The sequence below is a fragment of the Paraburkholderia edwinii genome, assembly GCF_019428685.1.
Lineage (GTDB): Bacteria > Pseudomonadota > Gammaproteobacteria > Burkholderiales > Burkholderiaceae > Paraburkholderia > Paraburkholderia edwinii.
On record NZ_CP080095.1, the window covers coordinates 714,753 to 737,398 of the forward strand.

The window sequence follows — 22,646 nt, forward strand, 5'->3', positions numbered from 1 at the left end:
GGAGGATGACGCAGATGGCCACCGAGACGCAAACGGTATCGTCCGGACGCAACGTGCCGCGTGCAGCGACGCCCACCGTGGGCGGTGTTGCCGCGACGCGCGATGTGAGCGCTGCCGGCGCGAAGAAGAAATCCGCGACGGCGGCAAACGCGCGCTGGATCGTGCCGGCGAAGATCGCGGTATTTATCGCGTGTCTTTATCCGCTCGGGCGGCTCGTGCTGTTCGGCTTCACCGGTCAGCTGGGCGCGAATCCGATTGAGTTCATCACGCGCTCGACCGGACTCTGGACGCTCGTCTTTCTCTGCATCACGCTCGCCGTCACGCCGTTGCGCAAGCTGACCGGCTTCAACGCGGTACTGCGGTTTCGGCGCATGCTCGGGCTCTACGCGTTCTTCTACGGTGCGCTGCACTTCACGACGTACTTCTGGTTCGACAAGTGGTTTGACGTCGCCGAGATTCTGAAGGACATCGGCAAGCGTCCGTTCATCACGGTCGGATTTGCCGCGTTCGTGCTGCTGATTCCGCTTGCGGTCACGTCGCCGAAAGCGATGGTGCGCAAGCTCGGGCGCCGCTGGCAGGTGCTGCATCGCGCGATCTATGTGATCGCGGCGCTCGCGATCCTGCACTTCTGGTGGATGAAGGCGGGCAAGCACGATCTGATCTTGCCGAAGATCTACGGCGCGATTGTGATTGCGCTGCTTGGATGGAGGTTGATCGTGTGGGCGCGCGACCGTGCGGTGCGGCGAAATGCGGCGCGGCGGGATGCGGCGGGGCAGGATACGGCGGAGCGCTGACCTTTTTTCCGGCTGCGGTCAGCGCCTTATCGAAGTGTGCCTACCTAGTCCGGCAGCAGCGATTCGCCCGCAAACAGCTGCCTGACTTCCTCGCGCGCGCGAACGACATAGACCTGATCGCCGTCCACCATGACTTCCGCGGCGCGCGGGCGCGTGTTGTAGTTCGAGCTCATCACGAAGCCGTACGCACCCGCTGAGCGGATCGCGAGCAGATCGCCGGGTTCCACAGCCAGTTCACGCTCGCGACCGAGCCAGTCGCCGCTTTCGCAGACAGGGCCCACGACGTCATAAACTTGCTTGGGCGCATTATTGGGCACATTACGCACGACCACCGGCTCGATCGCGTGGTACGCCTCATACATCGCCGGACGCGCGAGGTCGTTCATCGCGGCGTCGACGATCACGAAGTTCTTTTCGACGCCTGGCTTCAGAAACTCGACCTGCGTCAACAGGATGCCGGCGTTGCCGACCAGCGAACGCCCCGGCTCGAAGTACACCTCGCGATGCCCCTGTCCACGCGCTTCGATCCGATCGAGCACCGTGCGCACGAACACGCCGATATCAGGCGGCGTTTCATCGTCGTAGGTGATGCCGAGGCCGCCGCCGATATCGATATGGCGAATCTTCGAGCCATCGGCTTCGATCTGTCCGACGAGGTCGAGCAGCCGGTCGATCGCGTCGAGATACGGCGCGACCTCGGTGATCTGCGAACCGATATGGCAATCGATGCCGACCACCTCGAGGTGCGGCATCGCGGCGGCCGCGCGGTAGGTGGCGCGCGCGTCGTCGAATGCGACGCCGAACTTGTTCGCCTTCAGACCGGTCGAGATATACGGATGCGTTTTCGCATCGACATCGGGATTCACCCGCAGCGACACCGGCGCCCGCTTGCCCATCGCGCCCGCCGCTTCGTTCAGGCGATCGAGTTCGGGAATCGACTCGACGTTGAAGCACTTCACGCCCGCCGCCAGTGCCTCGCGCATTTCAGAAGCCGTCTTGCCGACACCCGAAAACACCGTGTTTTCCGCCTTGCCGCCGGCGGCAAGCACGCGTGCGAGTTCGCCGCCCGACACGATGTCGAAGCCCGCGTTCATACGCGCGAACACGTTGAGCACGGCGAGATTGCTGTTCGCTTTCACGGCGACATGCACGCTCGCCCGACGGCCCGCGCATGCGCCGGCATACGCTTGCCACGCGTCGGTCAACGCCGCGCGCGAGTAGACATAGAGCGGTGTGCCGAACCGCTCGGCAAGCGACACGGCCGACACGCCCTCGGCGTGCAGCACGCCGTCGACGTGGGCGAAGGCTGATCGAGTCATGCGAAGCTCTTGGTGAGGTCTTGAAGTCCCGGCAAGGGATGTCTATTGTGCCTGCGGCGCGCTCGAGGCAGGCCGCTGCGGCATCGGTGCCGTGGTGCCGCTAGCAGGCATCTGCATTGCATCGTCGGGTGATAGCGACAACGGTTCGCCGGTGGTGTCCGGAATGCTCGACGATGCCGTTTCCGGCGTCGGTTTCACTTCTTCGGGCGAAGGCGGTTGCGTCTGTTCCTGCGGTTTTGGCGGCAACGGCGGTACGGTAGGCAGATAGAGCGCGCCGCGTTGCCCGCAGCCTGTGAGTACGACGGCTGCGAGAATGGACAAAGCCGCTACAATCGCGCTCATCCGGAAAACGGCTCGCATGACTGTCCCTGTATAACGAATCCGCTGGAGTTTAGCATGTCCGATAGTGATTACCTGGCTCGTGCAGAAGCAGTGCTGGCGGCGGTCGAGCGCGCGCTCGACTACACCGACGCCGATATCGAATTCGAGCGCAGCGGCAATGTGCTGACGCTCGAGTTCGAGAACGGCACGAAGATCATCGTGAACCTGCAGCCGCCGATGCAGGAGATCTGGATCGCGGCGAAGTCGGGCGGTTACCACTTCCGCTTTGTCGACGGCAAATGGCGCGACACGCGCAACGGCACGGAATTCTTTACCGCGCTGTCTGACTATGCGACGCAGCAGGCCGGCGAGCCGGTGCAAATCACGCCCTGATCCCGGGTATTGCGCAGGGCCTGAAACGCGGTACACGAGGTCGCGCTCGCGGTACATGCGCCTGCTTTCGCCGGTACGCGTGCGCGCTCGAGCCTGCTGCTCGCCCGTGCCCTAGTGCCCGCGGAACAGGTTCATGATGTCCTGCTTCTCCTGCTCCCCGACCTGCTGCGGCGCGGCGCCCTCGGCCCCGCTTGCCATTTCATCGGCCGGTGCTTGCGGGACGCCGACCGACGCGATAAAGCCGTTGCCCGGTGTAAAGCCGTCGAGATACAACTCGTCGCCGATCGTTGTGACGCCGTCGGGCATCGGCATCTTGTACTCGGGCACGCCTTTGAGCGCGCGGGCCATGTATTCGATCCACACCGGCAGCGCGAGTCCGCCGCCGGTTTCCTTGTCGCCGAGGCTGCGCGGGTTGTCGTAGCCGATCCATGCGATGGCGGTCAGCGTGTGCTGGTAGCCCGCGAACCACGCGTCGCGTGAATCGTTGGTGGTGCCGGTCTTGCCGCCGAGGTCGGTGCGCTTCAACACGTTTGATTTCGCACCCGTGCCGCGTTGCGCAACGCTTTGCAGCAGGCTGTTCATGACATATGCGTTGCGCGGCTCGATCGCATGCGGTGCGCTCTGCCCGGCGACGAGCGGCTGCGCATGCGCAACCACGACGCCGCGCTGGTCGGTCACTTCCGCAATCAGATACGGATTGACGCGATAGCCGCCGTTGGCGAACACCGAGTACGCGGCCGCCATCTGCAGCGGCGTGACGAGGCCCGCCCCGAGCGCCATCGGCAGATACGCCGGGTGACGATCGGCGTCGAAGCCGAATTGCGTGATGTAGCGCTGCGCGTACTTCGTGCCGATCTGGTTCAGGATGCGGATCGACACGAGGTTTTTCGACTTCTGCAGCGCGGTGCGCATCGTCATCGGCCCGTCGAAGCCGCCGCCGTAGTTTTTCGGCTCCCACGCCTGGCCGCCCGTTTCGGCGGCGCTGAAAAAGAGCGGCGCGTCGTTAATGACCGTCGCGGGTCCAAGGCCTTTTTCGAGCGACGCCGAATAAATGAACGGCTTGAAGCTCGAGCCCGGCTGCCGCCACGCCTGTGTGACGTGGTTGAACTTGTTCTTGTTGAAGTCGAAGCCGCCGATCAGCGCGCGGATCGCGCCGTCCTGCGGCACGATCGAGATAAACGCGCCTTCCACCTGCGGCAACTGTGTGATTGACCAGTCGCCGTCGTCGTTCTTCACCACCCGCACGATCGCGCCGGGCCGGATCCGCTGGTTCGGCTGCGCGCGCGAGTTCAACGCGGAAGCCGCGTAACGAAGCCCGCCGTCGGTAATCGTCACCGCGTTGCCGCCGATCAGCGTGGCTTGCACCTGCTTCGGACTCGCCGAGGTGACGACCGCGGCATAAATTTCTCCGTTGTCCGGATGTTCGAGCAGCGCATCGTCGATGGCCTGTTCGCGATCGTCGGCGTCGGCCGGCAGATCGATAAACGCTTCGGGGCCGCGATAGCCATGCCGGCGTTCGTAGTCCATCAGCCCCTTGCGCAGCGCACGATAGGCGACGTCCTGATCGGCCGAGTCGATCGTCGTGACCACATTCAGCCCACGCGTGTACGCCTCTTCGCGATACTGCGCGTACATCATCTGCCGGACCATTTCGGCCACGTACTCCGCGTGCACGCTGAATTCCTTGCCCGCGCCCTTCACCACCAGCGGCTGACGCGCGGCATCGTCGAACTGCTGCTGGGTGATGTAGTGCAGTTCGAGCATGCGCTGCAGGATGTACTCCTGACGCACCTTCGCCCGTTTCGGGTTGACCACCGGGTTATAGGCGGAAGGCGCCTTCGGCAGTCCCGCAAGCATCGCGCATTCGGCGAGCGTGAGGTCTTTCAGATCCTTGCCGAAATACACGCGCGCGGCGCTCGCAAAGCCATACGCGCGCTGGCCGAGATAGATCTGATTCATATAGACCTCGAGAATCTGATCTTTCGACAGCTTCGATTCGATCTTGTACGCAAGCAGCATCTCGTACACCTTGCGCGTGTACGTTTTCTCGCTCGACAGAAAGAAGTTGCGCGCGACCTGCATCGTGATCGTGCTCGCGCCTTGCGTGGCATGGCCGTTCGTCAGCGCGACGATGCCCGCCCGCGCGATGCCGGTCAGATCGACGCCGCCGTGATCGTAGAAGCGTGCATCTTCAATGGCGAGCACCGCCTTCTTGAGGTTGTCCGGCACATCGCGGATATGCACGATGTCGCGCCGCTCCTCGCCGAACTCGCCGATCAGCACGTGATCGGCCGTATAGATGCGCAGCGGCACCTTCGGCTGATAGTCGGTGAGCGCCTCGAGCGAGGGCAGATTCGGCGTGGCGACGACGAGCGCATAGCCGAGCACGAGCGCGACACACAGAATGCCGGCAAAGATAAGGCCTACGAAACCGAAAATAAGCGTGAGCCACAACGGACGCTTGCGTTTGCGTGGCGCCGGCGGCGGAGAAGACGGATTCGAAGTTTGTTGCATATGACCACCAGAAACCAGTCCCGCGATTATAGCCGCGCGCACCATCAGCTTTCGATGCGCTTACATTGCGACACAGATCGGGGAGCACCACGAAGCAGCCGACGATGACAGCGCCACCGAAAAACGTCAGTGCGAACGGCATCACGGAATGACACCACTGTAGTCCCTCCGCGCACGCGCGGGCAGTCGTTGTGCACGCGTTAGCCATTCGGCCGAATTTCGCAGACGAAACAGTCTCGACACAATCCTTTCCGTTGTCCGCGTTCGAATGGGTTGTTCGCGGGTTGGTGAAAGGGAGGCAAGATGGCGTTGAAAACTTCGTTGGAAATGGCGGTGCGCCGGTTCGCGGCTGGCATCGACCTGGGTCCGCAAGCGGTGCGGCTCGTCGTGCTGAGCCGGGCCATGTGCAGCAATGGGCCGCTGCGCATCGATTGTGTCGCGTCGATGCCGGTGCGATCCGGCGCGATGGCAGGCGCGGACATCATCGACCGGCCCGCGGTCGCGCAGGCGCTCTACGACGTGTTCGAGTGCGTGCCGCCCGAACACATCCTGCTTTCGCTGCGCTGTGCGATGGCGATTCCGGGCTCGGCCACGCTAACGGCAAGCGTGCCGCTCAAGCAGCTTCAGCAGCTCATGCCGACCATGCGGCGCTCGCGCTCGCGCATACCGGCGGCCGAATACGCGGAGGGCGACATGCTCACCTCACTCGAGCCCGCCGTGCTGGTCGAGATCGAGCGCATCGCGGGAATCGAGCGTCACGCGCTCGCGGTCGATTGGTATATCGACAGGTCGGCATTCAATGGCGGCGAAGTGACGATTGCCGCCACCGCGCGGCAGCATCTCGAGGCGCGCATCGAATGCGCGGCGATTGCGGGCATCTCGCTGACGGCGATCGACGGAGAACCGCATGCGGCGCTACGCGCGATGCGCTATTCGGCGGCGCAGGAGCTGGAACCGGGCGACGAATACGCGGCGCTCTGGGTCGGCGGCGATGGCGTCTATGGCTGGCGCCTTGCCGATGAGACGGTCGTCGCATCGATGCACTATCCGGCGCCCGAGCACGGCAGCCTCGCCGATGCGTTGCGCGACCTTGGCGAAGGCGCTCCGCTTTCCGCGGTGTTCGTAGCGGGCGATGTCGATCTGCTCGATGGCGTCTCGATGTCGCTCGCCGACATCGGCGACGTGCTCGGCTGCATGGTGTTCCCGTTCGAATGCACGCTGCTTGGCAAGGTGGAGGTGCCGTACGAAACCGATCTGCTGCACGATCCGGCGTCTGCGGTTGCGTTCGGGCTCGCTGTGCGCGGCGTGTACGAATGAAGCGGCTCACGTTGCGTTTCGGCATGGCGCCGTCGCAGCGTGTGCGGCCGGTGCGGACAGGCGGATTCAATCTGCTGCCGTACCGGCAGTTCACGGCGCGCCGCGAACGGCGGCGCCGCATCGTCGAGGTGTTTGCGGCGCTTGTCGCGGGATGCATCGCCGTGCTGATGCTGGCCGCCTGGCAAGCCGTCGAACGCGTGCGACTTGATGCGCAGCGCACTTCGATCGAACGCTCGCTTGCGCAACTGTCGGCACCGCTAGCCGAGCACAAGCGGCTAGCGCGCGCCGCCGAGGAAGCACGCACGCGTGCGGCGCATGCCTCGACGCGCGCGGAACCGCTTGTGCATCTGTTAGCGCTGCTCGACGCGTTAAGCGGCGAGTCAGACGACAAAATCGTTTTGCAGCAGCTGCGCCAGCGTGAACACGAGACGGAGCTGCTCGCGAGCGCACGCGATCATGCGGCACCCGCGTCGTGGGTCAAGCGGCTTGCCGCGATACGCGGTGTGAAGGATGCCGAAGTCAAAGACCAGCGCCGCGCGACGGCTCCTGCGCGCGATGCCGTGCAAAACGCGAGTGGCGCAATTGAATTTTCGGCGCGCCTCGATTGGGACGGTGCGCGTGAACCGGCGGCGGCGCGCGGCGCTGCGCCTGCCGCAGCGCGTCCGGTACGAGGCGCCAACATGCGAGGTTTGAAATGAGTACGACGCTTACGGGCCGCCTCGGCCCGATCAATCGAGGCAACACACAGCGGCATGAAGCAGCGGACTCTCTCGCGCTGTTCGCATCGCTGCGTGCCTGGCACATGCGAAGTCCGTTGATGTTCCGGCTTCTCGTCGCGAGTCTGATCGCAATCGCGACGTTTGCGATCGCGGGGAACGCGTGGATCGCCGCGGACTTCATGGGCGCGCGCGCAACGAGGGCGCTGGTCGACGAGACGCAACGGCGCCTCGATAGCGCACAGCGTGCTGTCGGCGAACTGCCGGCGTTGCGTGCATTGGCCGGCGCAGAAAGTTTGACGGGCCCGGCCCGGGCGTCTGGCAGCGGTGCATCGACCGATGACGTGCGCATCGTGTCGCAACTGGCCGCGCGCGGCGGCATGACGTTGCTTGCGCTCGAACCGGGCGCGGTAACGGGCGCGGGCATCGATGCGATGCGCCCGTTGCGCATGACGGCGCTCGCGAGCTTCTCGCAATTGCTGGCCTTCATGCGCGCGTTGCCCAGCCTGCCGGTGTTGATCGTGCCGGGAGAGTTGCTTGTCAAGCAGACTGGCGAATCGGGAAGCCGCTTGTTGTCGGTCAGCGCGACGCTCAACGTATTCGATGCGCTTCGTCCGGCCGACCCGTTCGAAGGGTTGAACGACGGCCTGACGGCCGATGACGACGAAGATATCGTTTTTTACGACCCGTTCTCGCGTCCCTTGCAGCCTGATGCGCGCATACCCGAGTCGGACACGGTCGGGTTCCGCCTGGTCGGCCTTCTTTACGATCTTGCGCGTGGGCTAGGGCTCGTCGAAACGCCCGATGGCGAAGCAACGCTCGAGGCCGGGCAGCGTGTCGGTGCAGACAGCGTCGCGCGAGTCGATGGGTTCGGCATTACACTCGCTGCGCGCGATGGACGTGAGCACCGGTTGATGTTCGAGGAAGCGGTGCAATGAAGGCCGGTTATCGCGTGAAGTCGCTTTTGGTGTTGGCCGCGATGGCGAGTTCGGCCTCATATGCGTCGCTGCCGCCGCTGCCCGAGCCGATGCCGCTTGATGATGCGACTGCGGACGCAACCGCGCGGTATGGTGTGCCGCCGCTGCCGGGCCTTGCCTCCGAGCAGATGCACAATCCGTTCAATGACGCGGAATCTGCAGGTAGCGGTGAACTGGCGGAAGCCAATTCGTCCGGCACTGCATCGGCCGTGGCATATGACGACGAGCCTGCCCCGCGAAAAACCGCGTCAAACACCGAATCGTCGTCGCGCGCCGAGCTGCCGCGTACCGAAGACCAGCAGACCGCGCTCGAAGGGCCGCCCGTACCGCTCGCGCCGTTAACGAGGCTTACCCCCGCATCGACGCGTTCAACGGCCGACGGTCTGCCGCCCGACCGGCCCATCTCGCTGAACTTCCGGCAAGCGGAACTGGGTGCCGTATTGAATGCGTTCGCACAGTTCACCGGCCTCAATATCATTGCGAGCGGCAAGGCCCGCGCTACTGTTACGCTACATCTCGACAAAGTGCCGTGGCGCACCGCGTTCGATACGCTGCTCGACGTCAACGGGTTGGCGATGGAGCGGCGCGGCAACGTGATCTGGGTTGCGCCGCTTGCCGAACTCGCCGCGCGCGAGCGGCAGCGCTTCGAAGCACACGCGCGCGGCGCGGATCTCGAACCGCTCGCAAGCCGCACATTCGAACTGCACTATGCGCACGCGGAAGAAGTTCGCAAGATGCTGACCGGGTCGGGCAACCAGCGCGTGCTGTCGAAACGCGGCGCCGTGATCGCCGATCCGCGCACGAATCTGCTTTTCATCACCGATCTGCAGGCGCGTCTCGACGAGATCGCGCAGCTGGTCGAAGCGATCGATCAGCCGACGCGACAGGTGATGATCGAAGCGCGTATCGTCGAAGGCGAGCTTGGTTTTTCGCGCAATCTCGGCGTCAAGCTGTCAATGGCGGCCACAAGCGAGGACGGCTCGGCAATCGGCGTGACAGGCGGTAAGGAAGGGGCGATTCACGATCTGTCGGCGCGGCCGATTTCCGGCTTCGATGCGGCCACCGCGGGTTTGACGCTGTTCGCCGCGCGTGCCACGCGTCTGCTCAACGTCGAACTCAGTGCGCTCGAAGCGGAAGGGCGCGGGCAGATCGTGTCGAGTCCGCGAGTCGTCACCGCGGACCGAATGAAGGCGATCGTCGAACAGGGCACGGAACTGCCGTATCAGGCCAAGGTCGGCCAAGGCGTGTCGGGCGTGCAGTTTCGCCGTGCGAGCCTGAAACTCGAAGTCGAACCGCAAATCACGCCGGACGGCCGGGTCGTGCTCGACCTTGATGTCGCGAAAGACAGCGTCGGCGAGCAGACCGCATCGGGCCCGGCGATCAACACGAAACACGTGCAAACGCGGGTGCAGGTCGAGGATGGCGGAACGGTGTCGATCGGTGGCATCTACGAGACCGATGATCGCGACGATGTGACTCGCGTGCCGGTCCTGGGCAAAATACCGCTTTTAGGCGCGCTTTTTCGCCATCGCGCGCATCGGGACGCGCGTAGCGAACTGGTCGTTTTCATCACGCCGACCGTTGTGCAGATGAATTGACGCGCGAAAGGGCGCGTCGGGCCGCAGGCTCGACAAGCCAGCCGCTTTGCCAGTAAGCTGCGGCACGAACCCAACCGGATTGAATAAGAGGACACCGTTGCAAGCGCGGGACGCACACGCCAATGTATTTTTCGTAGGGCTCATGGGAGCGGGCAAGACGACCGTCGGCCGCGCCGTGGCGAGGCGGCTCGATCGTCCGTTTTTCGATTCCGATCACGAGATCGAGGAGCGCACGGGTGCCCGTATTCCGGTAATTTTCGAGCTCGAAGGCGAAGCCGGTTTTCGCGAACGCGAAGCACAGGCGATCGAAGAACTGACGAGCCGCGAGGGAATTGTCCTCGCGACCGGCGGCGGCGCGATTCTTCGGCCCGAAAATCGCGAGGCGCTGCGCAATCGCGGGCTGGTCGTGTATCTGCGCGCGAATCCGCACGATTTATGGCTGCGCACGCGGCGCGACAAGAACCGCCCGCTGTTGCAGACTGAAGACCCGAAAGCGAAGCTCGAAGCGCTTTTCGAGGTGCGCGACCCGCTTTACCGCGAATGCGCGCACTTCGTCATCGAGACCGGGCGGCCGTCGGTTAACGGCCTCGTCAATATGGTGCTGATGCAGCTCGAGATGGCGGGCGTCGGCAAACCACCTGCAGCATAATCGTGACCATGAGCACCTCGATGATTTCCGTCAATGTCGATCTGGGCGAACGCGCCTATCCGATTCATATCGGCGCCGATCTGATCGGCAAGACCGAACTGTTCGCGCCGCATATCGCGGGCTCGTCGGTCACGATCGTCACCAACACGACGGTCGAGCCGCTGTACGGCGAGGCGCTGCGCCGTGCGCTGGCGCCGCTTGGCAAGAATGTGTCGACCGTCGTGCTGCCGGACGGCGAGGCGCACAAGAACTGGGAAACGCTAAATCAGATTTTCGACGCACTGCTGGGCGCGCGCGCCGATCGCAAGACGACGTTGATCGCACTCGGCGGCGGCGTGATCGGCGATATGACCGGTTTTGCCGCGGCGTGCTACATGCGCGGCGTGCCGTTTATCCAGGTGCCGACAACGCTGCTGTCGCAGGTCGATTCGTCGGTGGGCGGCAAGACCGGCATCAATCATCCGCTCGGCAAGAACATGATCGGCGCGTTCTATCAGCCGCAGGCGGTGATCGCCGATATCGGCGCGCTGCGCACGCTGCCGGCCCGCGAGCTTGCCGCCGGCATCGCCGAAGTGATCAAGACCGGCGCCATCGCCGATGCCGCGTTCTTCGACTGGATCGAAGCGAATGTCGACGCGCTCAATCGCTGCGAGCCGCAGGCGCTGGCGGAAGCGGTGAAGCGGTCGTGCGAGATCAAGGCGTCGGTGGTGGCGGCTGATGAACGCGAAGGCGGCTTGCGCGCGATTCTCAATTTTGGCCATACGTTCGGCCATGCGATCGAAGCGGGCCTCGGCTACGGTGAGTGGCTGCACGGAGAGGCAGTCGGCTGCGGCATGGTGATGGCGGCGGATCTGTCGGTGAGGCTCGGCCATCTCGACGCCGCGGCGCGTGAGCGCCTCGTTGCGCTCGTGAAGGCGGCGCACCTGCCAACGCGCGCGCCGGCGCTCGGCGCCGCGCGCTATGTGGACCTGATGCGCGTCGACAAGAAGGCGGAAGCGGGCGAGATCAAGTTCATCCTGCTCAAGCGGTTCGGCGAGACGCTGATCACGCGCGCACCCGACGATGCGGTGAACGCGACGCTCGCGGCAACCGTCTAAGCGCCGAACGCGCCGAACGCGCCGAACGCGCCGAACGCGCCGAACGCGCCGAACGCGCCGAACGCGCCGAACGCGCCGAACGCGCCGAACGCGGCTCAGCGGCTCAGCGCGGCGAGTGCGTGCAATGTGGCAAATGCATCGCATGCGCCGCGGCCACGAGTGCGGCAAATGTGCCGAACACGCGCGACGCCCTTGGTTCGCGCTTGTGGTTCGCGTTTTTGTTCCGCGCTTTTGCTCCGGAGAAGCAGGTGATCGAAAGACTCAGCGACAATCCGCTCGAAGCGTCCGGCGCGCCGCGTGCGACAGACGCGTCTCAGCTGTCCAACGCGCCTGGAGGGGCCAACACGTTTGGAACGTCCAACGCGCCCGCCACGCCGCCGCTTTCATCATCGCTGCCATCCGTCGCCGCACTCGAGGCCCATCTCGCGCCATACGCCGCGCATTCCGCGCAGTCTCTGGGCCGCCGCCATCCGGAAGCGCCGCCGAGCGCGCGCACCGAATTCCAGCGCGACCGCGACCGCATCGTCCACTCGACTGCATTCCGGCGTCTCGAATACAAGACACAGGTCTTCGTCAATCACGAAGGCGATCTGTTTCGCACGCGGCTCACGCACAGCCTCGAAGTCGCGCAGATCGCGCGCTCGGTCGCGCGTAACCTGCGCGTCAACGAAGATCTCGTCGAAGCGATTTCGCTCGCGCACGACCTCGGTCATACGCCATTCGGCCACGCGGGACAGGATGCGCTGAACGACTGCATGCGCGAGCATGGCGGCTTCGAGCACAATCTGCAGAGCCTCGCGGTTGTCGACGAACTCGAGGAACACTACGGCGCGTTCAACGGGCTCAATCTGTGTTTCGAAACTCGCGAAGGCATTCTCAAGCATTGTTCGCGCGAAAACGCACGCCGCCTCGGCGCGCTCGGTGAGCGTTTCCTGCACGGGCGTCAGCCGTCGATCGAGGCGCAGATCGCCAATCTCGCCGATGAAATCGCGTACAACAATCATGACGTCGACGATGGCCTGCGCTCCGGCCTCATCACGATTGACCAGCTGGCGGAAGTCGAACTATGGCGCATGCACTACGATGCAGCGCGCCGCGACTATCCGGAGATCGAAGGACGCCGCCTCATTCACGAGATCGTGCGGCGCATCATCAACACGCTGATCGTCGACCTGATTGATACGACGACACGCAATCTGCAGCGTCATGCGCCGCAATCGCTCGATGACGTGCGTGCCGCGCCGCCGCTTGTCGCGCATAGCGAAACGGTGTCTGCGCAGGCGACGGTGCTCAAGCGCTTCCTGTACAAGAACCTCTATCGGCACTATCGCGTGATGCGCATGGCGAACAAGGCGAGACGCGTCGTCACCGGCCTGTTCGAGGCATTTAGCGACGACGCGCGCCTTCTGCCGCCGAACTACCAGTCGGCGGACGCGGGCGTGCAGGCGCGGCTGATCGCGCATTACATCGCGGGCATGACGGACCGCTATGCGCTCAAGGAGTATCGACGGCTTTTCGTCGTCGAAGACAATTGACGAAACTAGCGCACCCGAATGACGCGCGCGGCGCGCCGCTACGTTGCGCGTGCATCCGCAGCGCGCCTCATCGCACGCGAGCCGAACCGCTAAAGCACGAGCGAGCGCGCTAAAACTTCGACGCACGCGCCCACGCACCCAAACCCCGCCTCAACGTCCGCGCGACATCAACGCGCCCGCCACGAGCGCGATCGCGCCGACCATCGCGATGGTTCGCCACGGGTTCTCATGCACGTATTCGTCCGCACCGTTTAACGCAACCTGCGCGCGCTCGCGCATCGCCGAGCGCGTATCGTTCAGGCGCTCGCGTGCATCGTCGAGGCGCTTGCGCACCTGGCTACGCAACGCGGCAGCGTCGGCATGCGTGCCGTCGCCGAGCGTGCCTTCGAGTTCCGAGATCAATGTGCGCAGTTCGCTCGCGATGTCTTCCGCAGCGTGACGGCTGTGGCGCGCGATGCGGCGCGCACGGCGCCCCGTCGTTGCCCAGGATTCGCCAATCGCATCTCGCGTATTCGGTAGTGCAGTCATGGTCGCTCCGTCGATGATGGTTTGATGAAAAGTCCCCTCTGCCTGACCGTCAGGAAGCGCAGTAAAAAGCGCAGGAGAAAGCGCAGGAAAGCGCGGGTACAAGCGGTAAAACCCTCAGGACGCAACTTCGGTGCCTGCCCTCCGAAACGATGACGAGCGCGGCGAAGCGTCGCGCGCCGCATGCGCCTCTACGTGTGCGAACGCATCGGAAACGCCCGCCGCACGGTCCATGCAGCAGAATTTTCAGCAGCCATTCCGTGCAAGCGTCAAATTTACAATGCTTGCAGTATTGCCATTGCACGAACCTGATCGCGACGTGCGATTGCGTAAAAACGAAAGCGCCGCTGCGCATCGCGCAACGGCGTTATCCAAGCCGGGAAAACTCGTCTAACCTAGGTTAAAACCGGTAGCCGACGCTTAGCAGCGTGACGATCGGATTCAGTCGAATCTTGGTTTGCGACTGCACGTTTAGCGTTCCGACCGGCGTTTGCGCAGCGGTATTCAGCTTCGCCGTGGTGCTGATCGGCAGATACGAAATCGAGAAGGCCGCGAACCAGTGTTGGGTGAACGCGTACGTGAAGCCCGCATTAAACACCGGCACCCAAGAACTATCCGTGGTCACCGTGGTCGGACCATGCAGTACACCCTGTAGGAATGCACCGTTCGTAATGGTCTCGTCGGTGAACCAGACACGGCTCACGCCGATGCCGAGAAACGGACGAAAATTCGACTGGGGTGCAAGGAAGTAGTACTTGAGCAGCAGCGCAGGGCTCCACTGTTTCGCTTCACCGAGTTTGCCGAATTGCCCGAACTGTCCCGTGCCATCGATATCGAAGGTCGGTGGCACGCCGATGTCGAACTGGGCAGCGATATGGTCGGTGATGAAGTACCCCGCGGTGAAGCCAACGGTATCGGCACTGCTGATTTTGGCGCCCGTGTTGGGTATCGTGATGTCGACGGGTGTGCCCCCTACGTTTGTCTCCTTCAACGGATCACTACTCGACTGAGGCGCAAGATGGAACCAGCCTGTCGTGACGTAAAAGCTTCCGGCCGTTTGAGCGTGAGCTGCGGTCGACATGCATGCGAATGCGCATGCAGCAGCGGCCCCCGAGATGGCCTGTTTTAGTTTCATATGTGCTCCTCCTGAAAGGCCCGCACATTATGAACATTACGTTTGAAACAAACCATACGCACCGGCTAGAGCGTTCACTCTGGGCTGCGCACGGTTTCTGGCTCAGGCCCGCCACGCGGAACGCCGCACCGGTGGCGCCTGTCGGACCTTCGGGTATGTACCAACGCGAATTTGGATAATCCAGCATGGCACGGCTTGCACGTCTTTATGTTCCTGACCAGCCGCAACACGTGATCCTGCGCGGACTCGACCAGCAGCCCGCGTTTGTCGACGACCAGGACTACGAACTCTTTATCGATTGCCTGAGGGCGGCCTCACGCGATCATCACCTCGCGGTTCATGCGTACGCGCTGATGCCCGGCGCGGTGCAACTGCTCGTCACACCCACCGACGAATCGAGTTTGCCGAAGGCGATGCAGGCGGTCGGCCGGCGCTACGTCGCGCACTTCAACCGGCGTTACTCGCGACGCGGCACACTGTGGGAAGGCCGCTATCGCGCGACGGTGATCGAGGGCGAGCGTTACTTTCTGCTCGCGAGCCGCGTCGTCGAAATGTCGCCGGTGCGCAGCCAGCTCGTCGCGGTAGCCGAAGACTACCGGTGGTCGAGCTACCGGCATCACATCGGCCTCACGCTCGATAGCCTGATCACCGACCATCCGTTGTACTGGTCGCTCGGCAATACGCCGTTCGAGCGACAGCGCGCGTATCGCGATCTATGCGAGCAGCCGCTCGATGAACGCGAGGCAAGCCAGTTGCAGCAGGCGACGCTCAAGGGCTGGGTGCTCGGCAGCGATTCCTATCGCGAATGGGCGGCGCGGGCCGCGAACCGGCGCGTGTCACCGCTGCCGCGCGGCCGGCCGCGCAAAGTGCGCGAGGCTGCAGATCCGCCAGTGAAATCGCAATAAGTGCAACGGCGGCTGAAACGGTCAGCCGTCGGCAAGGCCGCAAACACCAAAAGAAAAGGCGTTCACCGTCAAGGGTTTGCAGCGAAAACGGCATCGTCGCATGCCGTTTTCTTTTGTTTGAATTTGATATGGCACTAATAAAAAATATACGCGATGCACCATTGTGATAAATGGGGTTCAATCACACGGTTTTGTTTGCTATTTCATTGATTCGTCGCGTATATTCCGAATTCCGGCGAGCCGGGGCGCGTAGCGCATACGAATGTCCCGAGAGCTCGTGCGGCAGCAGCGGCGCTCCCCACACCCGCTGCGGCAACGACGCAACACGCAACAACACAAACGGCAACACACGATTTAACGGCCGCCCGGCCCCTGACAGACGGTGTCCCCCATGAACGACCAACAGCAACCGATCCGCGCAGGCGCGCACGCCTCGGTTCCCGCGGCGCAAGGTCTGTACGACCCGCAAAACGAACACGACGCATGCGGCGTCGGTTTCGTCGCGCATATCAAGGGCAAGAAAAGCCACGAGATCATCGAGCAGGGCTTGAAGATTCTCGAAAATCTCGATCACCGGGGCGCGGTCGGCGCCGATCCGCTGATGGGCGATGGCGCGGGCATCCTGATCCAGATTCCGGACGGCTACTACCGCGAAGAGATGGCGAAGCAGGGCGTGACGCTGCCGCCCGCCGGCGAATACGGCGTCGGCATGATCTTCCTGCCGAAGGAACACGCGTCGCGCCTCGCCTGCGAACAGGAGCTCGAGCGAACGGTGAAGGCCGAAGGCCAGGTCGTGCTCGGCTGGCGCGACGTGCCGGTCGACCATTCGATGCCGATTTCGCCGACCGTGAAGGCGAGCGAGCCGCTGATCCGCCAGATCTTTATCGGTCGCGGCAAGGACATCATGGTGACCGACGCGCTCGAGCGGAAGCTGTACGTGATCCGCAAGACCGCGAGCCACCGCATCCAGGCGCTCAAGCTCAAGCACGGCAAGGAATACTTCGTGCCGTCGTGCTCGGCGCGCACGATCGTCTACAAGGGTCTGCTGCTCGCGGGCCAGGTGGGCGTTTACTATCGCGACCTGCAGGACGAGCGCGTCGTCTCCGCACTTGCGCTCGTACACCAACGCTTCTCGACGAACACGTTCCCGGCATGGGAACTCGCTCACCCGTATCGCCTCATCGCGCACAACGGCGAAATCAACACGGTGAAGGGCAACGTCAACTGGCTGAACGCCCGCACCGGCGCGATCGCGTCGCACGTGCTCGGCGACGATCTGCCGAAGCTGTGGCCGCTGATCTACCCGGGCCAGTCCGACACCGCATCGTTCGACAACTGCCTCGAACTGCTGCTGATGGCCGGCTACCCGCTCGTCCACGCGATGATGATGATGATCCCGGAAGCGTGGGAACAGCACACGCTGATGGACGACAACCGCCGCGCGTTCTACGAGTACCACGCCGCGATGATGGAGCCGTGGGACGGCCCCGCTGCGATCGCGTTCACCGACGGCCGGCAGATCGGTGCGACGCTCGACCGTAACGGCCTGCGTCCGGCGCGCTATCTGGTCACCGACGACGACCTCGTCATCATGGCGTCGGAAGCGGGCGTGCTGCCGATTCCCGAATCGAAGATCGTCAAGAAGTGGCGTCTGCAGCCGGGCAAGATGTTCCTGATCGACATGGAACACGGCCGCATCATCGACGACAAGGAACTGAAGGACAACCTCGCCAACGCAAAGCCGTACAAGAGCTGGATCGACGCCGTGCGCATCAAGCTCGACGAGATCGAAGCGAAGGCGGAAGACGTCGTCACGGAGCGCCGTGAGGCGGCGGCGCTGCTCGACCGCCAGCAGGCGTTCGGCTATACGCAGGAAGATCTCAAGTTCCTGATGGCGCCGATGGCGCAAGCAGGCGAGGAAGCGGTCGGCTCGATGGGCAACGACTCGCCGCTCGCCGTGATGTCGAACAAGAACAAGACGCTGTACCACTACTTCAAGCAGCTGTTCGCGCAAGTCACGAATCCGCCGATCGACCCGATCCGCGAAAACATGGTGATGTCGCTCGTGTCGTTCGTCGGCCCGAAGCCGAACCTGCTCGACACGAACAACATCAACCCGCCGATGCGTCTCGAAGTGTCGCAGCCGGTGCTCGACTTCAAGGACATCGCGAAGATCCGCGCGATCGATCAGTACACGGGCGGCAAGTTCAGCTCGTACGAACTGAATATCTGCTACCCGGTTGCGTGGGGCAAGGAAGGCATCGAAGCGCGTCTCGCGTCGCTGTGCGCGGAAGCCGTCGATGCGGTGAAGTCCGGCTACAACATGCTGATCGTGTCGGACCGCAAGACCGATCGCGACAACGTCGCGATTCCGGCGCTGCTTGCTACGTCCGCGATTCACACGCACCTCGTCACGCAAGGTTTGCGCACGAGCACGGGTCTCGTCGTCGAAACGGGCTCGGCGCGTGAAACGCACCACTTCGCGCTGCTCGCCGGTTACGGCGCGGAAGCGGTGCATCCGTACCTCGCGATGGAAACGCTCGCGCAGCTCGCGGCCGGCCTGAAGGGCGACCTGTCGCCGGAAAAGGCGATCTACAACTTCACGAAGGCAGTCGGCAAGGGCCTGCAGAAGGTCATGTCGAAGATGGGCATTTCGACGTACATGTCGTACACGGGCGCGCAGATTTTCGAAGCGGTCGGCCTCGCGGAAGACCTCGTGCTCAAGTACTTCAAGGGCACGTCGTCGAAGGTCGGCGGCATCGGCCTCTTTGAAGTGGCGGAAGAGGCGATTCGTCTGCATCGCGAAGCATTCGGCGACAACCCGGTGCTCGCAACGATGCTCGACGCCGGCGGCGAATACGCGTACCGCGTGCGCGGCGAAGAACATATGTGGACGCCTGACGCGATCGCGAAGCTGCAGCACTCGGCGCGCAGCAACTCGTACCAGACGTACAAGGAATACGCGCATCTGATCAACGACCAGACGAAGCGCCACATGACGTTCCGCGGCCTCTTCGAGTTCAAGGTCGACCCGATGCGCGCGATTCCGCTCGACGAAGTGGAGTCGGCGAAGGATATCGTCAAGCGTTTTGCAACCGGTGCGATGTCGCTCGGCTCGATCTCGACCGAAGCGCACGCTACGCTCGCGGTCGCGATGAACCGCATCGGCGGCAAGTCGAATACCGGTGAAGGCGGCGAGGACGAAAAGCGCTATCGCAACGAACTGCGCGGCATTCCGATCAAGAACGGCGACACGATGAAGTCGGTGATCGGCGATGAAGTGATCGTCGACATTCCGCTCAAGGACGGCGATTCGCTGCGCTCGAAGATCAAGCAGGTCGCGTCGGGCCGTTTCGGCGTGACGGCCGAGTATCTCGCGTCGGCCGACCAGATCCAGATCAAGATGGCGCAAGGCGCGAAGCCGGGCGAAGGCGGCCAGTTGCCGGGTCACAAGGTGTCGGAGTACATCGGCAAGCTGCGTTACTCGGTGCCGGGCGTCGGCCTGATTTCGCCGCCGCCGCACCACGACATCTATTCGATCGAAGACCTCGCGCAGCTGATTCACGATCTGAAGAACGTGAACCCGTCGTCGAGCGTGTCGGTGAAGCTCGTCTCGGAAAGCGGTGTCGGCACCGTTGCGGCGGGCGTGGCGAAGGCGAAGGCCGATCACGTCGTGATCGCGGGCCACGACGGCGGCACCGGCGCATCGCCGCTGTCGTCGATCAAGCACGCGGGCACGCCGTGGGAATTGGGCCTCGCCGAAACGCAGCAGACGCTGGTGCTGAACCGCCTGCGCGGCCGTATTCGCGTGCAGGCCGACGGCCAGATGAAGACGGGCCGCGACGTCGTGATCGGCGCGCTGCTTGGCGCCGACGAATTCGGCTTCGCGACGGCGCCGCTCGTCGTCGAAGGCTGCATCATGATGCGCAAGTGCCATCTGAACACGTGCCCGGTCGGCGTTGCGACGCAGGACCCGGTGCTGCGTGCGAAGTTCAAGGGTCAGCCCGAGCACGTCGTGAACTTCTTCTTCTTCGTCGCGGAAGAAGTGCGCGAAATCATGGCGCAACTCGGCTTGCGCCGGTTCGACGACCTGGTCGGCCGCGCGGATCTGCTCGACATGAAGAAGGGCGTCGAGCACTGGAAGGCGAAGGGTCTCGATTTTTCGCGCGTGTTCTATCAGCCGGAAGTGCCGGCCGACGTCGCGCGTCTGCATGTCGAATCGCAGGACCACGGCCTCGACCGCGCGCTCGATCACACGCTGATCGAGAAGGCGAAGGCCGCGATCGAGAAGGGCGAGCATGTGTCGTTTATCCAGCCGGTGCGCAACGTGAACCGCACGGTCGGCGCGATGCTGTCCGGCACGATCGCGAAGAAGTACGGCCACGACGGCTTGCCCGACGACACGGTGCATATCCAGCTGAAGGGCACCGCGGGCCAGAGCTTCGGCGCGTTCCTCGCGAAGGGCGTCACGCTCGACCTCGTCGGCGACGGTAACGACTACGTCGGCAAGGGCCTGTCGGGCGGCCGCATCATCATCCGTCCGACCAACGACTTCCGCGGCAAGTCCGAGGAAAACATTATCTGCGGCAACACGGTGATGTACGGCGCGCTCGAAGGCGAATCGTTCTTCCGCGGCGTCGCGGGCGAGCGCTTCTGCGTGCGTAACTCGGGCGCGACCGCGGTTGTCGAAGGCACGGGTGACCACGGCTGCGAATACATGACGGGCGGCACGGTTGTCGTGCTCGGCGAGACGGGCCGCAACTTCGCGGCCGGCATGTCGGGCGGCCTCGCCTACGTGTACGACCCGGACGGCACGTTTGCGGGCAAGTGCAACCGCTCGATGGTCGCGCTCGATCCGGTGCTGCAGCAGGCCGAGCAGGAACGCACGGTCGACAAGGCGCTGTGGCATGCGGGCCAGACCGATGAAGCGCTGCTGAAGGGCCTCGTCGAGCGTCACTTCCAGTTCACCGGCTCGCCGCGTGCGAAGGCGCTGCTCGAGAACTGGGACGCGGCGCGCCGTCAGTTCGTCAAGGTCTTCCCGACCGAGTACAAGCGTGCGCTTGGCGAACTGGGCGCGAAGAAGGCCGCGAAGGAAGTGCTTGCAGCCTGATTTGCAGCCTGACTTGCAAAAGCGCCGTGGGCCTCAAGGCCTGTAGCAAAAGCAAATAATCCGCGCACCCGCCGCTCGCATCATCGGAATGCGACGACGGGTGCCGATCCCCACCGAATTGGATAGACAAGAGAACCACATGGGCAAGGCAACCGGTTTTCTCGAGTTCGAACGCCGCCACGAGGCGTACGAAGCTCCGCTCACGCGTGTGAAGCACTACAAGGAATTCGTCGCGGCACTGACCGACGAAGACGCGAAGATTCAAGGCGCGCGCTGCATGGACTGCGGCATTCCGTTCTGCAACAACGGCTGCCCGGTCAACAACATCATTCCGGACTTCAACGATCTGGTGTTCCGCCAGGACTGGAAGAACGCGATCGAAGTGCTGCACTCGACCAACAACTTCCCCGAGTTCACGGGCCGCATCTGCCCGGCGCCGTGCGAAGCGGCGTGCACGCTCGGCATCAACGACGACCCGGTCGGCATCAAGTCGATCGAGCACGCGATCATCGACAAGGCGTGGGCCGAAGGTTGGGTCGCGCCGCAGCCGCCGACGCACAAGACCGGCAAGAAGGTCGCTGTGGTCGGTTCGGGCCCGGCGGGCCTCGCGGTTGCACAGCAACTCGCGCGTGCGGGTCACGATGTGACGGTGTTCGAGAAGAACGATCGCATCGGCGGCCTGCTGCGTTATGGCATTCCCGATTTCAAGCTCGAGAAGTGGCTGATCGATCGCCGCATGCGCCAGATGGAAGCAGAAGGCGTGACGTTCCGCGCCAATGTGTTCGTCGGCAAGGACGCGCTGCCTGCGTATATCGGCAATACGGCGAAGGAAACGGTCACGCCCGAAGAACTGAAAGACCAGTTCGACGCGATCGTGATCACGGGTGGTTCGGAAACGCCGCGCGACCTGCCGGTGCCGGGGCGCGAGCTCGCGGGCATTCACTACGCGATGGAGTTTCTGCCGCAGCAGAACAAGGTCAACGCGGGCGATAAGGTCGCGGACCAGCTCCTCGCGAAGGGCAAGCATGTGGTCGTGATCGGCGGCGGCGATACGGGCTCGGACTGTGTCGGCACGTCGAACCGTCACGGCGCGAAGGACGTCACGCAGTTCGAACTGCTGCCGCAGCCGCCGGAAGAAGAGAACAAGCCGCTCGTGTGGCCGTACTGGCCGGTCAAGCTGCGCACGTCGTCGTCGCATGAGGAAGGCTGCGAGCGCGATTGGGCGGTGGCGACAAAGCGCTTCGAAGGCAAGAACGGCAAGGTCGAGAAGCTGATCGCGGCGCGCGTCGAATGGAAGGACGGCAAGATGCAGGAAGTGCCGGGCTCGGAATTCGAAATGAAGGCCGACCTCGTGCTGCTCGCGATGGGCTTTACGCAGCCGGTGTCGCCGGTGCTCGAAGCGTTCGGCGTCGACAAGGATGCGCGCGGCAACGTGCGCGCCTCGACCGAAGGCGACAAGGCGTATTACACGTCGGTCGACAAGGTGTTCACGGCCGGCGATATGCGTCGCGGACAGTCGCTCGTGGTGTGGGCGATTCGCGAAGGACGTCAGTGCGCGCGGTCGGTCGACGCGTATCTGATGGGAAGCTCGGAGTTGCCGCGCTAATCGTGCACGACAGGTGAGCGTCTCCTCGAGTCGGGGCTGGCCGGTTTCATCCCGCCCCGGCTACAATGCGAACAATTTTGCAGGAAGAGGTGGAGACGACAAGTGCAGTACAGGGCTGTGATTCAAAGGCAATGA

General features: G+C 63.7%; 16 protein-coding genes and 1 pseudogene. 12 read left to right on the forward strand and 5 right to left on the reverse strand.

From position 1 onward, the window contains the following. The first annotated feature begins 14 nt into the window (after window positions 1–14). Window positions 15–794: a protein-methionine-sulfoxide reductase heme-binding subunit MsrQ gene (gene msrQ, locus KZJ38_RS03140; RefSeq protein WP_219798732.1), complete on the forward strand. Its 780-nt coding sequence runs from the start codon at window positions 15–17 to the stop codon at window positions 792–794. Window positions 795–838: 44 nt separating this feature from the next. Here the strand turns inward: msrQ and lysA are convergent, their stop codons facing one another. After that, a complete protein-coding gene (gene lysA, locus KZJ38_RS03145) occupies window positions 839–2,113 on the reverse strand; it encodes a diaminopimelate decarboxylase (protein ID WP_219798733.1) in 1,275 nt (424 codons plus the stop codon). Between the two features lie 42 nt (window positions 2,114–2,155). Further along, window positions 2,156–2,473, reverse strand: a complete 318-nt coding sequence (gene lptM / locus KZJ38_RS03150) for an LPS translocon maturation chaperone LptM (RefSeq protein ID WP_219798734.1) — start codon at window positions 2,471–2,473, stop codon at window positions 2,156–2,158. Between the two features lie 36 nt (window positions 2,474–2,509). On the opposite strand from lptM, the gene cyaY reads away from it, so the two are divergent. Further along, window positions 2,510–2,827: an iron donor protein CyaY gene (cyaY, locus tag KZJ38_RS03155; RefSeq protein WP_219798735.1), complete on the forward strand. Its 318-nt coding sequence runs from the start codon at window positions 2,510–2,512 to the stop codon at window positions 2,825–2,827. A 111-nt stretch (window positions 2,828–2,938) separates the two neighbouring features. Here cyaY and KZJ38_RS03160 read toward each other — a convergent pair whose 3' ends face one another. Beyond that, a complete protein-coding gene (locus KZJ38_RS03160; protein WP_219798736.1) occupies window positions 2,939–5,341 on the reverse strand; it encodes a penicillin-binding protein 1A in 2,403 nt (800 codons plus the stop codon). A gap of 303 nt (window positions 5,342–5,644) precedes the next feature. Here KZJ38_RS03160 and KZJ38_RS03165 point away from each other — a divergent pair, with 303 nt between their 5' ends. The 7 genes and pseudogenes from KZJ38_RS03165 to KZJ38_RS03195 form a co-directional block, all read left to right on the forward strand. Beyond that, a complete protein-coding gene (locus tag KZJ38_RS03165; protein ID WP_219798737.1) occupies window positions 5,645–6,658 on the forward strand; it encodes a type IV pilus biogenesis protein PilM in 1,014 nt (337 codons plus the stop codon). Continuing rightward, a complete protein-coding gene (locus KZJ38_RS03170; protein ID WP_246641629.1) occupies window positions 6,655–7,356 on the forward strand; it encodes a fimbrial assembly protein in 702 nt (233 codons plus the stop codon). Before KZJ38_RS03165 ends, KZJ38_RS03170 begins: the two co-directional genes overlap by 4 nt. Continuing rightward, window positions 7,353–8,312 carry a hypothetical protein gene (locus KZJ38_RS03175; protein ID WP_219798738.1) on the forward strand — a complete coding sequence of 320 codons (960 nt, stop codon included), beginning with the start codon at window positions 7,353–7,355 and terminating at the stop codon, window positions 8,310–8,312. The genes KZJ38_RS03170 and KZJ38_RS03175 overlap by 4 nt, the downstream gene beginning before the upstream one ends. Continuing rightward, window positions 8,309–9,949, forward strand: coding sequence for a type IV pilus secretin PilQ (locus KZJ38_RS03180; protein ID WP_219798739.1), 1,641 nt, complete (start codon window positions 8,309–8,311; stop codon window positions 9,947–9,949). Before KZJ38_RS03175 ends, KZJ38_RS03180 begins: the two co-directional genes overlap by 4 nt. 97 nt (window positions 9,950–10,046) lie before the next feature. Then, window positions 10,047–10,598, forward strand: coding sequence for a shikimate kinase (locus KZJ38_RS03185; RefSeq protein WP_219800094.1), 552 nt, complete (start codon window positions 10,047–10,049; stop codon window positions 10,596–10,598). 20 nt (window positions 10,599–10,618) lie between these two features. Further along, a complete protein-coding gene (gene aroB / locus KZJ38_RS03190; protein ID WP_219800093.1) occupies window positions 10,619–11,695 on the forward strand; it encodes a 3-dehydroquinate synthase in 1,077 nt (358 codons plus the stop codon). A gap of 395 nt (window positions 11,696–12,090) precedes the next feature. Further along, window positions 12,091–13,230: pseudogene (locus tag KZJ38_RS03195) on the forward strand (deoxyguanosinetriphosphate triphosphohydrolase); the annotation flags it as partial. Between the two features lie 150 nt (window positions 13,231–13,380). On the opposite strand, the gene KZJ38_RS03200 reads toward KZJ38_RS03195, so the two are convergent. Continuing rightward, window positions 13,381–13,758: an ElaB/YgaM/YqjD family protein gene (locus tag KZJ38_RS03200; protein WP_219798740.1), complete on the reverse strand. Its 378-nt coding sequence runs from the start codon at window positions 13,756–13,758 to the stop codon at window positions 13,381–13,383. A 397-nt stretch (window positions 13,759–14,155) separates the two neighbouring features. Beyond that, window positions 14,156–14,890, reverse strand: a complete 735-nt coding sequence (locus tag KZJ38_RS03205; RefSeq protein WP_219798741.1) for an OmpW/AlkL family protein — start codon at window positions 14,888–14,890, stop codon at window positions 14,156–14,158. A 185-nt stretch (window positions 14,891–15,075) separates the two neighbouring features. Here KZJ38_RS03205 and KZJ38_RS03210 point away from each other — a divergent pair, with 185 nt between their 5' ends. The 3 genes from KZJ38_RS03210 to KZJ38_RS03220 all read left to right on the forward strand — a co-directional run bounded on the left by KZJ38_RS03210 (window position 15,076) and on the right by KZJ38_RS03220 (window position 22,511). Further along, window positions 15,076–15,795, forward strand: coding sequence for a transposase (locus KZJ38_RS03210; RefSeq protein ID WP_219798742.1), 720 nt, complete (start codon window positions 15,076–15,078; stop codon window positions 15,793–15,795). Window positions 15,796–16,186: 391 nt separating this feature from the next. Beyond that, entirely contained in the window at window positions 16,187–20,905 is a 4,719-nt protein-coding gene (locus tag KZJ38_RS03215; protein WP_219798743.1) for a glutamate synthase-related protein, read from the forward strand. Window positions 20,906–21,044: 139 nt separating this feature from the next. Then, entirely contained in the window at window positions 21,045–22,511 is a 1,467-nt protein-coding gene (locus tag KZJ38_RS03220; RefSeq protein ID WP_219798744.1) for a glutamate synthase subunit beta, read from the forward strand. The last annotated feature ends 135 nt before the right edge of the window (window positions 22,512–22,646 follow it).

Excerpts from the sequence above, each read along its gene's own strand:
- KZJ38_RS03160 (WP_219798736.1), bottom strand. The coding sequence starts at position 5,341 with ATGCAACAAACTTCGAATCCGTCTTCTCCGCCGCCGGCGCCACGCAAA.
- KZJ38_RS03200 (WP_219798740.1), bottom strand. The coding sequence starts at position 13,758 with ATGACTGCACTACCGAATACGCGAGATGCGATTGGCGAATCCTGGGCA.
- KZJ38_RS03215 (WP_219798743.1), top strand. The coding sequence starts at position 16,187 with ATGAACGACCAACAGCAACCGATCCGCGCAGGCGCGCACGCCTCGGTT.
- aroB (WP_219800093.1), top strand. The coding sequence starts at position 10,619 with ATGATTTCCGTCAATGTCGATCTGGGCGAACGCGCCTATCCGATTCAT.
- lptM (WP_219798734.1), bottom strand. The coding sequence starts at position 2,473 with ATGCGAGCCGTTTTCCGGATGAGCGCGATTGTAGCGGCTTTGTCCATT.
- KZJ38_RS03175 (WP_219798738.1), top strand. The coding sequence starts at position 7,353 with ATGAGTACGACGCTTACGGGCCGCCTCGGCCCGATCAATCGAGGCAAC.
- cyaY (WP_219798735.1), top strand. The coding sequence starts at position 2,510 with ATGTCCGATAGTGATTACCTGGCTCGTGCAGAAGCAGTGCTGGCGGCG.
- msrQ (WP_219798732.1), top strand. The coding sequence starts at position 15 with ATGGCCACCGAGACGCAAACGGTATCGTCCGGACGCAACGTGCCGCGT.
- KZJ38_RS03170 (WP_246641629.1), top strand. The coding sequence starts at position 6,655 with ATGAAGCGGCTCACGTTGCGTTTCGGCATGGCGCCGTCGCAGCGTGTG.
- KZJ38_RS03210 (WP_219798742.1), top strand. The coding sequence starts at position 15,076 with ATGGCACGGCTTGCACGTCTTTATGTTCCTGACCAGCCGCAACACGTG.
- KZJ38_RS03220 (WP_219798744.1), top strand. The coding sequence starts at position 21,045 with ATGGGCAAGGCAACCGGTTTTCTCGAGTTCGAACGCCGCCACGAGGCG.
- lysA (WP_219798733.1), bottom strand. The coding sequence starts at position 2,113 with ATGACTCGATCAGCCTTCGCCCACGTCGACGGCGTGCTGCACGCCGAG.
- KZJ38_RS03205 (WP_219798741.1), bottom strand. The coding sequence starts at position 14,890 with ATGAAACTAAAACAGGCCATCTCGGGGGCCGCTGCTGCATGCGCATTC.
- KZJ38_RS03180 (WP_219798739.1), top strand. The coding sequence starts at position 8,309 with ATGAAGGCCGGTTATCGCGTGAAGTCGCTTTTGGTGTTGGCCGCGATG.
- KZJ38_RS03165 (WP_219798737.1), top strand. The coding sequence starts at position 5,645 with ATGGCGTTGAAAACTTCGTTGGAAATGGCGGTGCGCCGGTTCGCGGCT.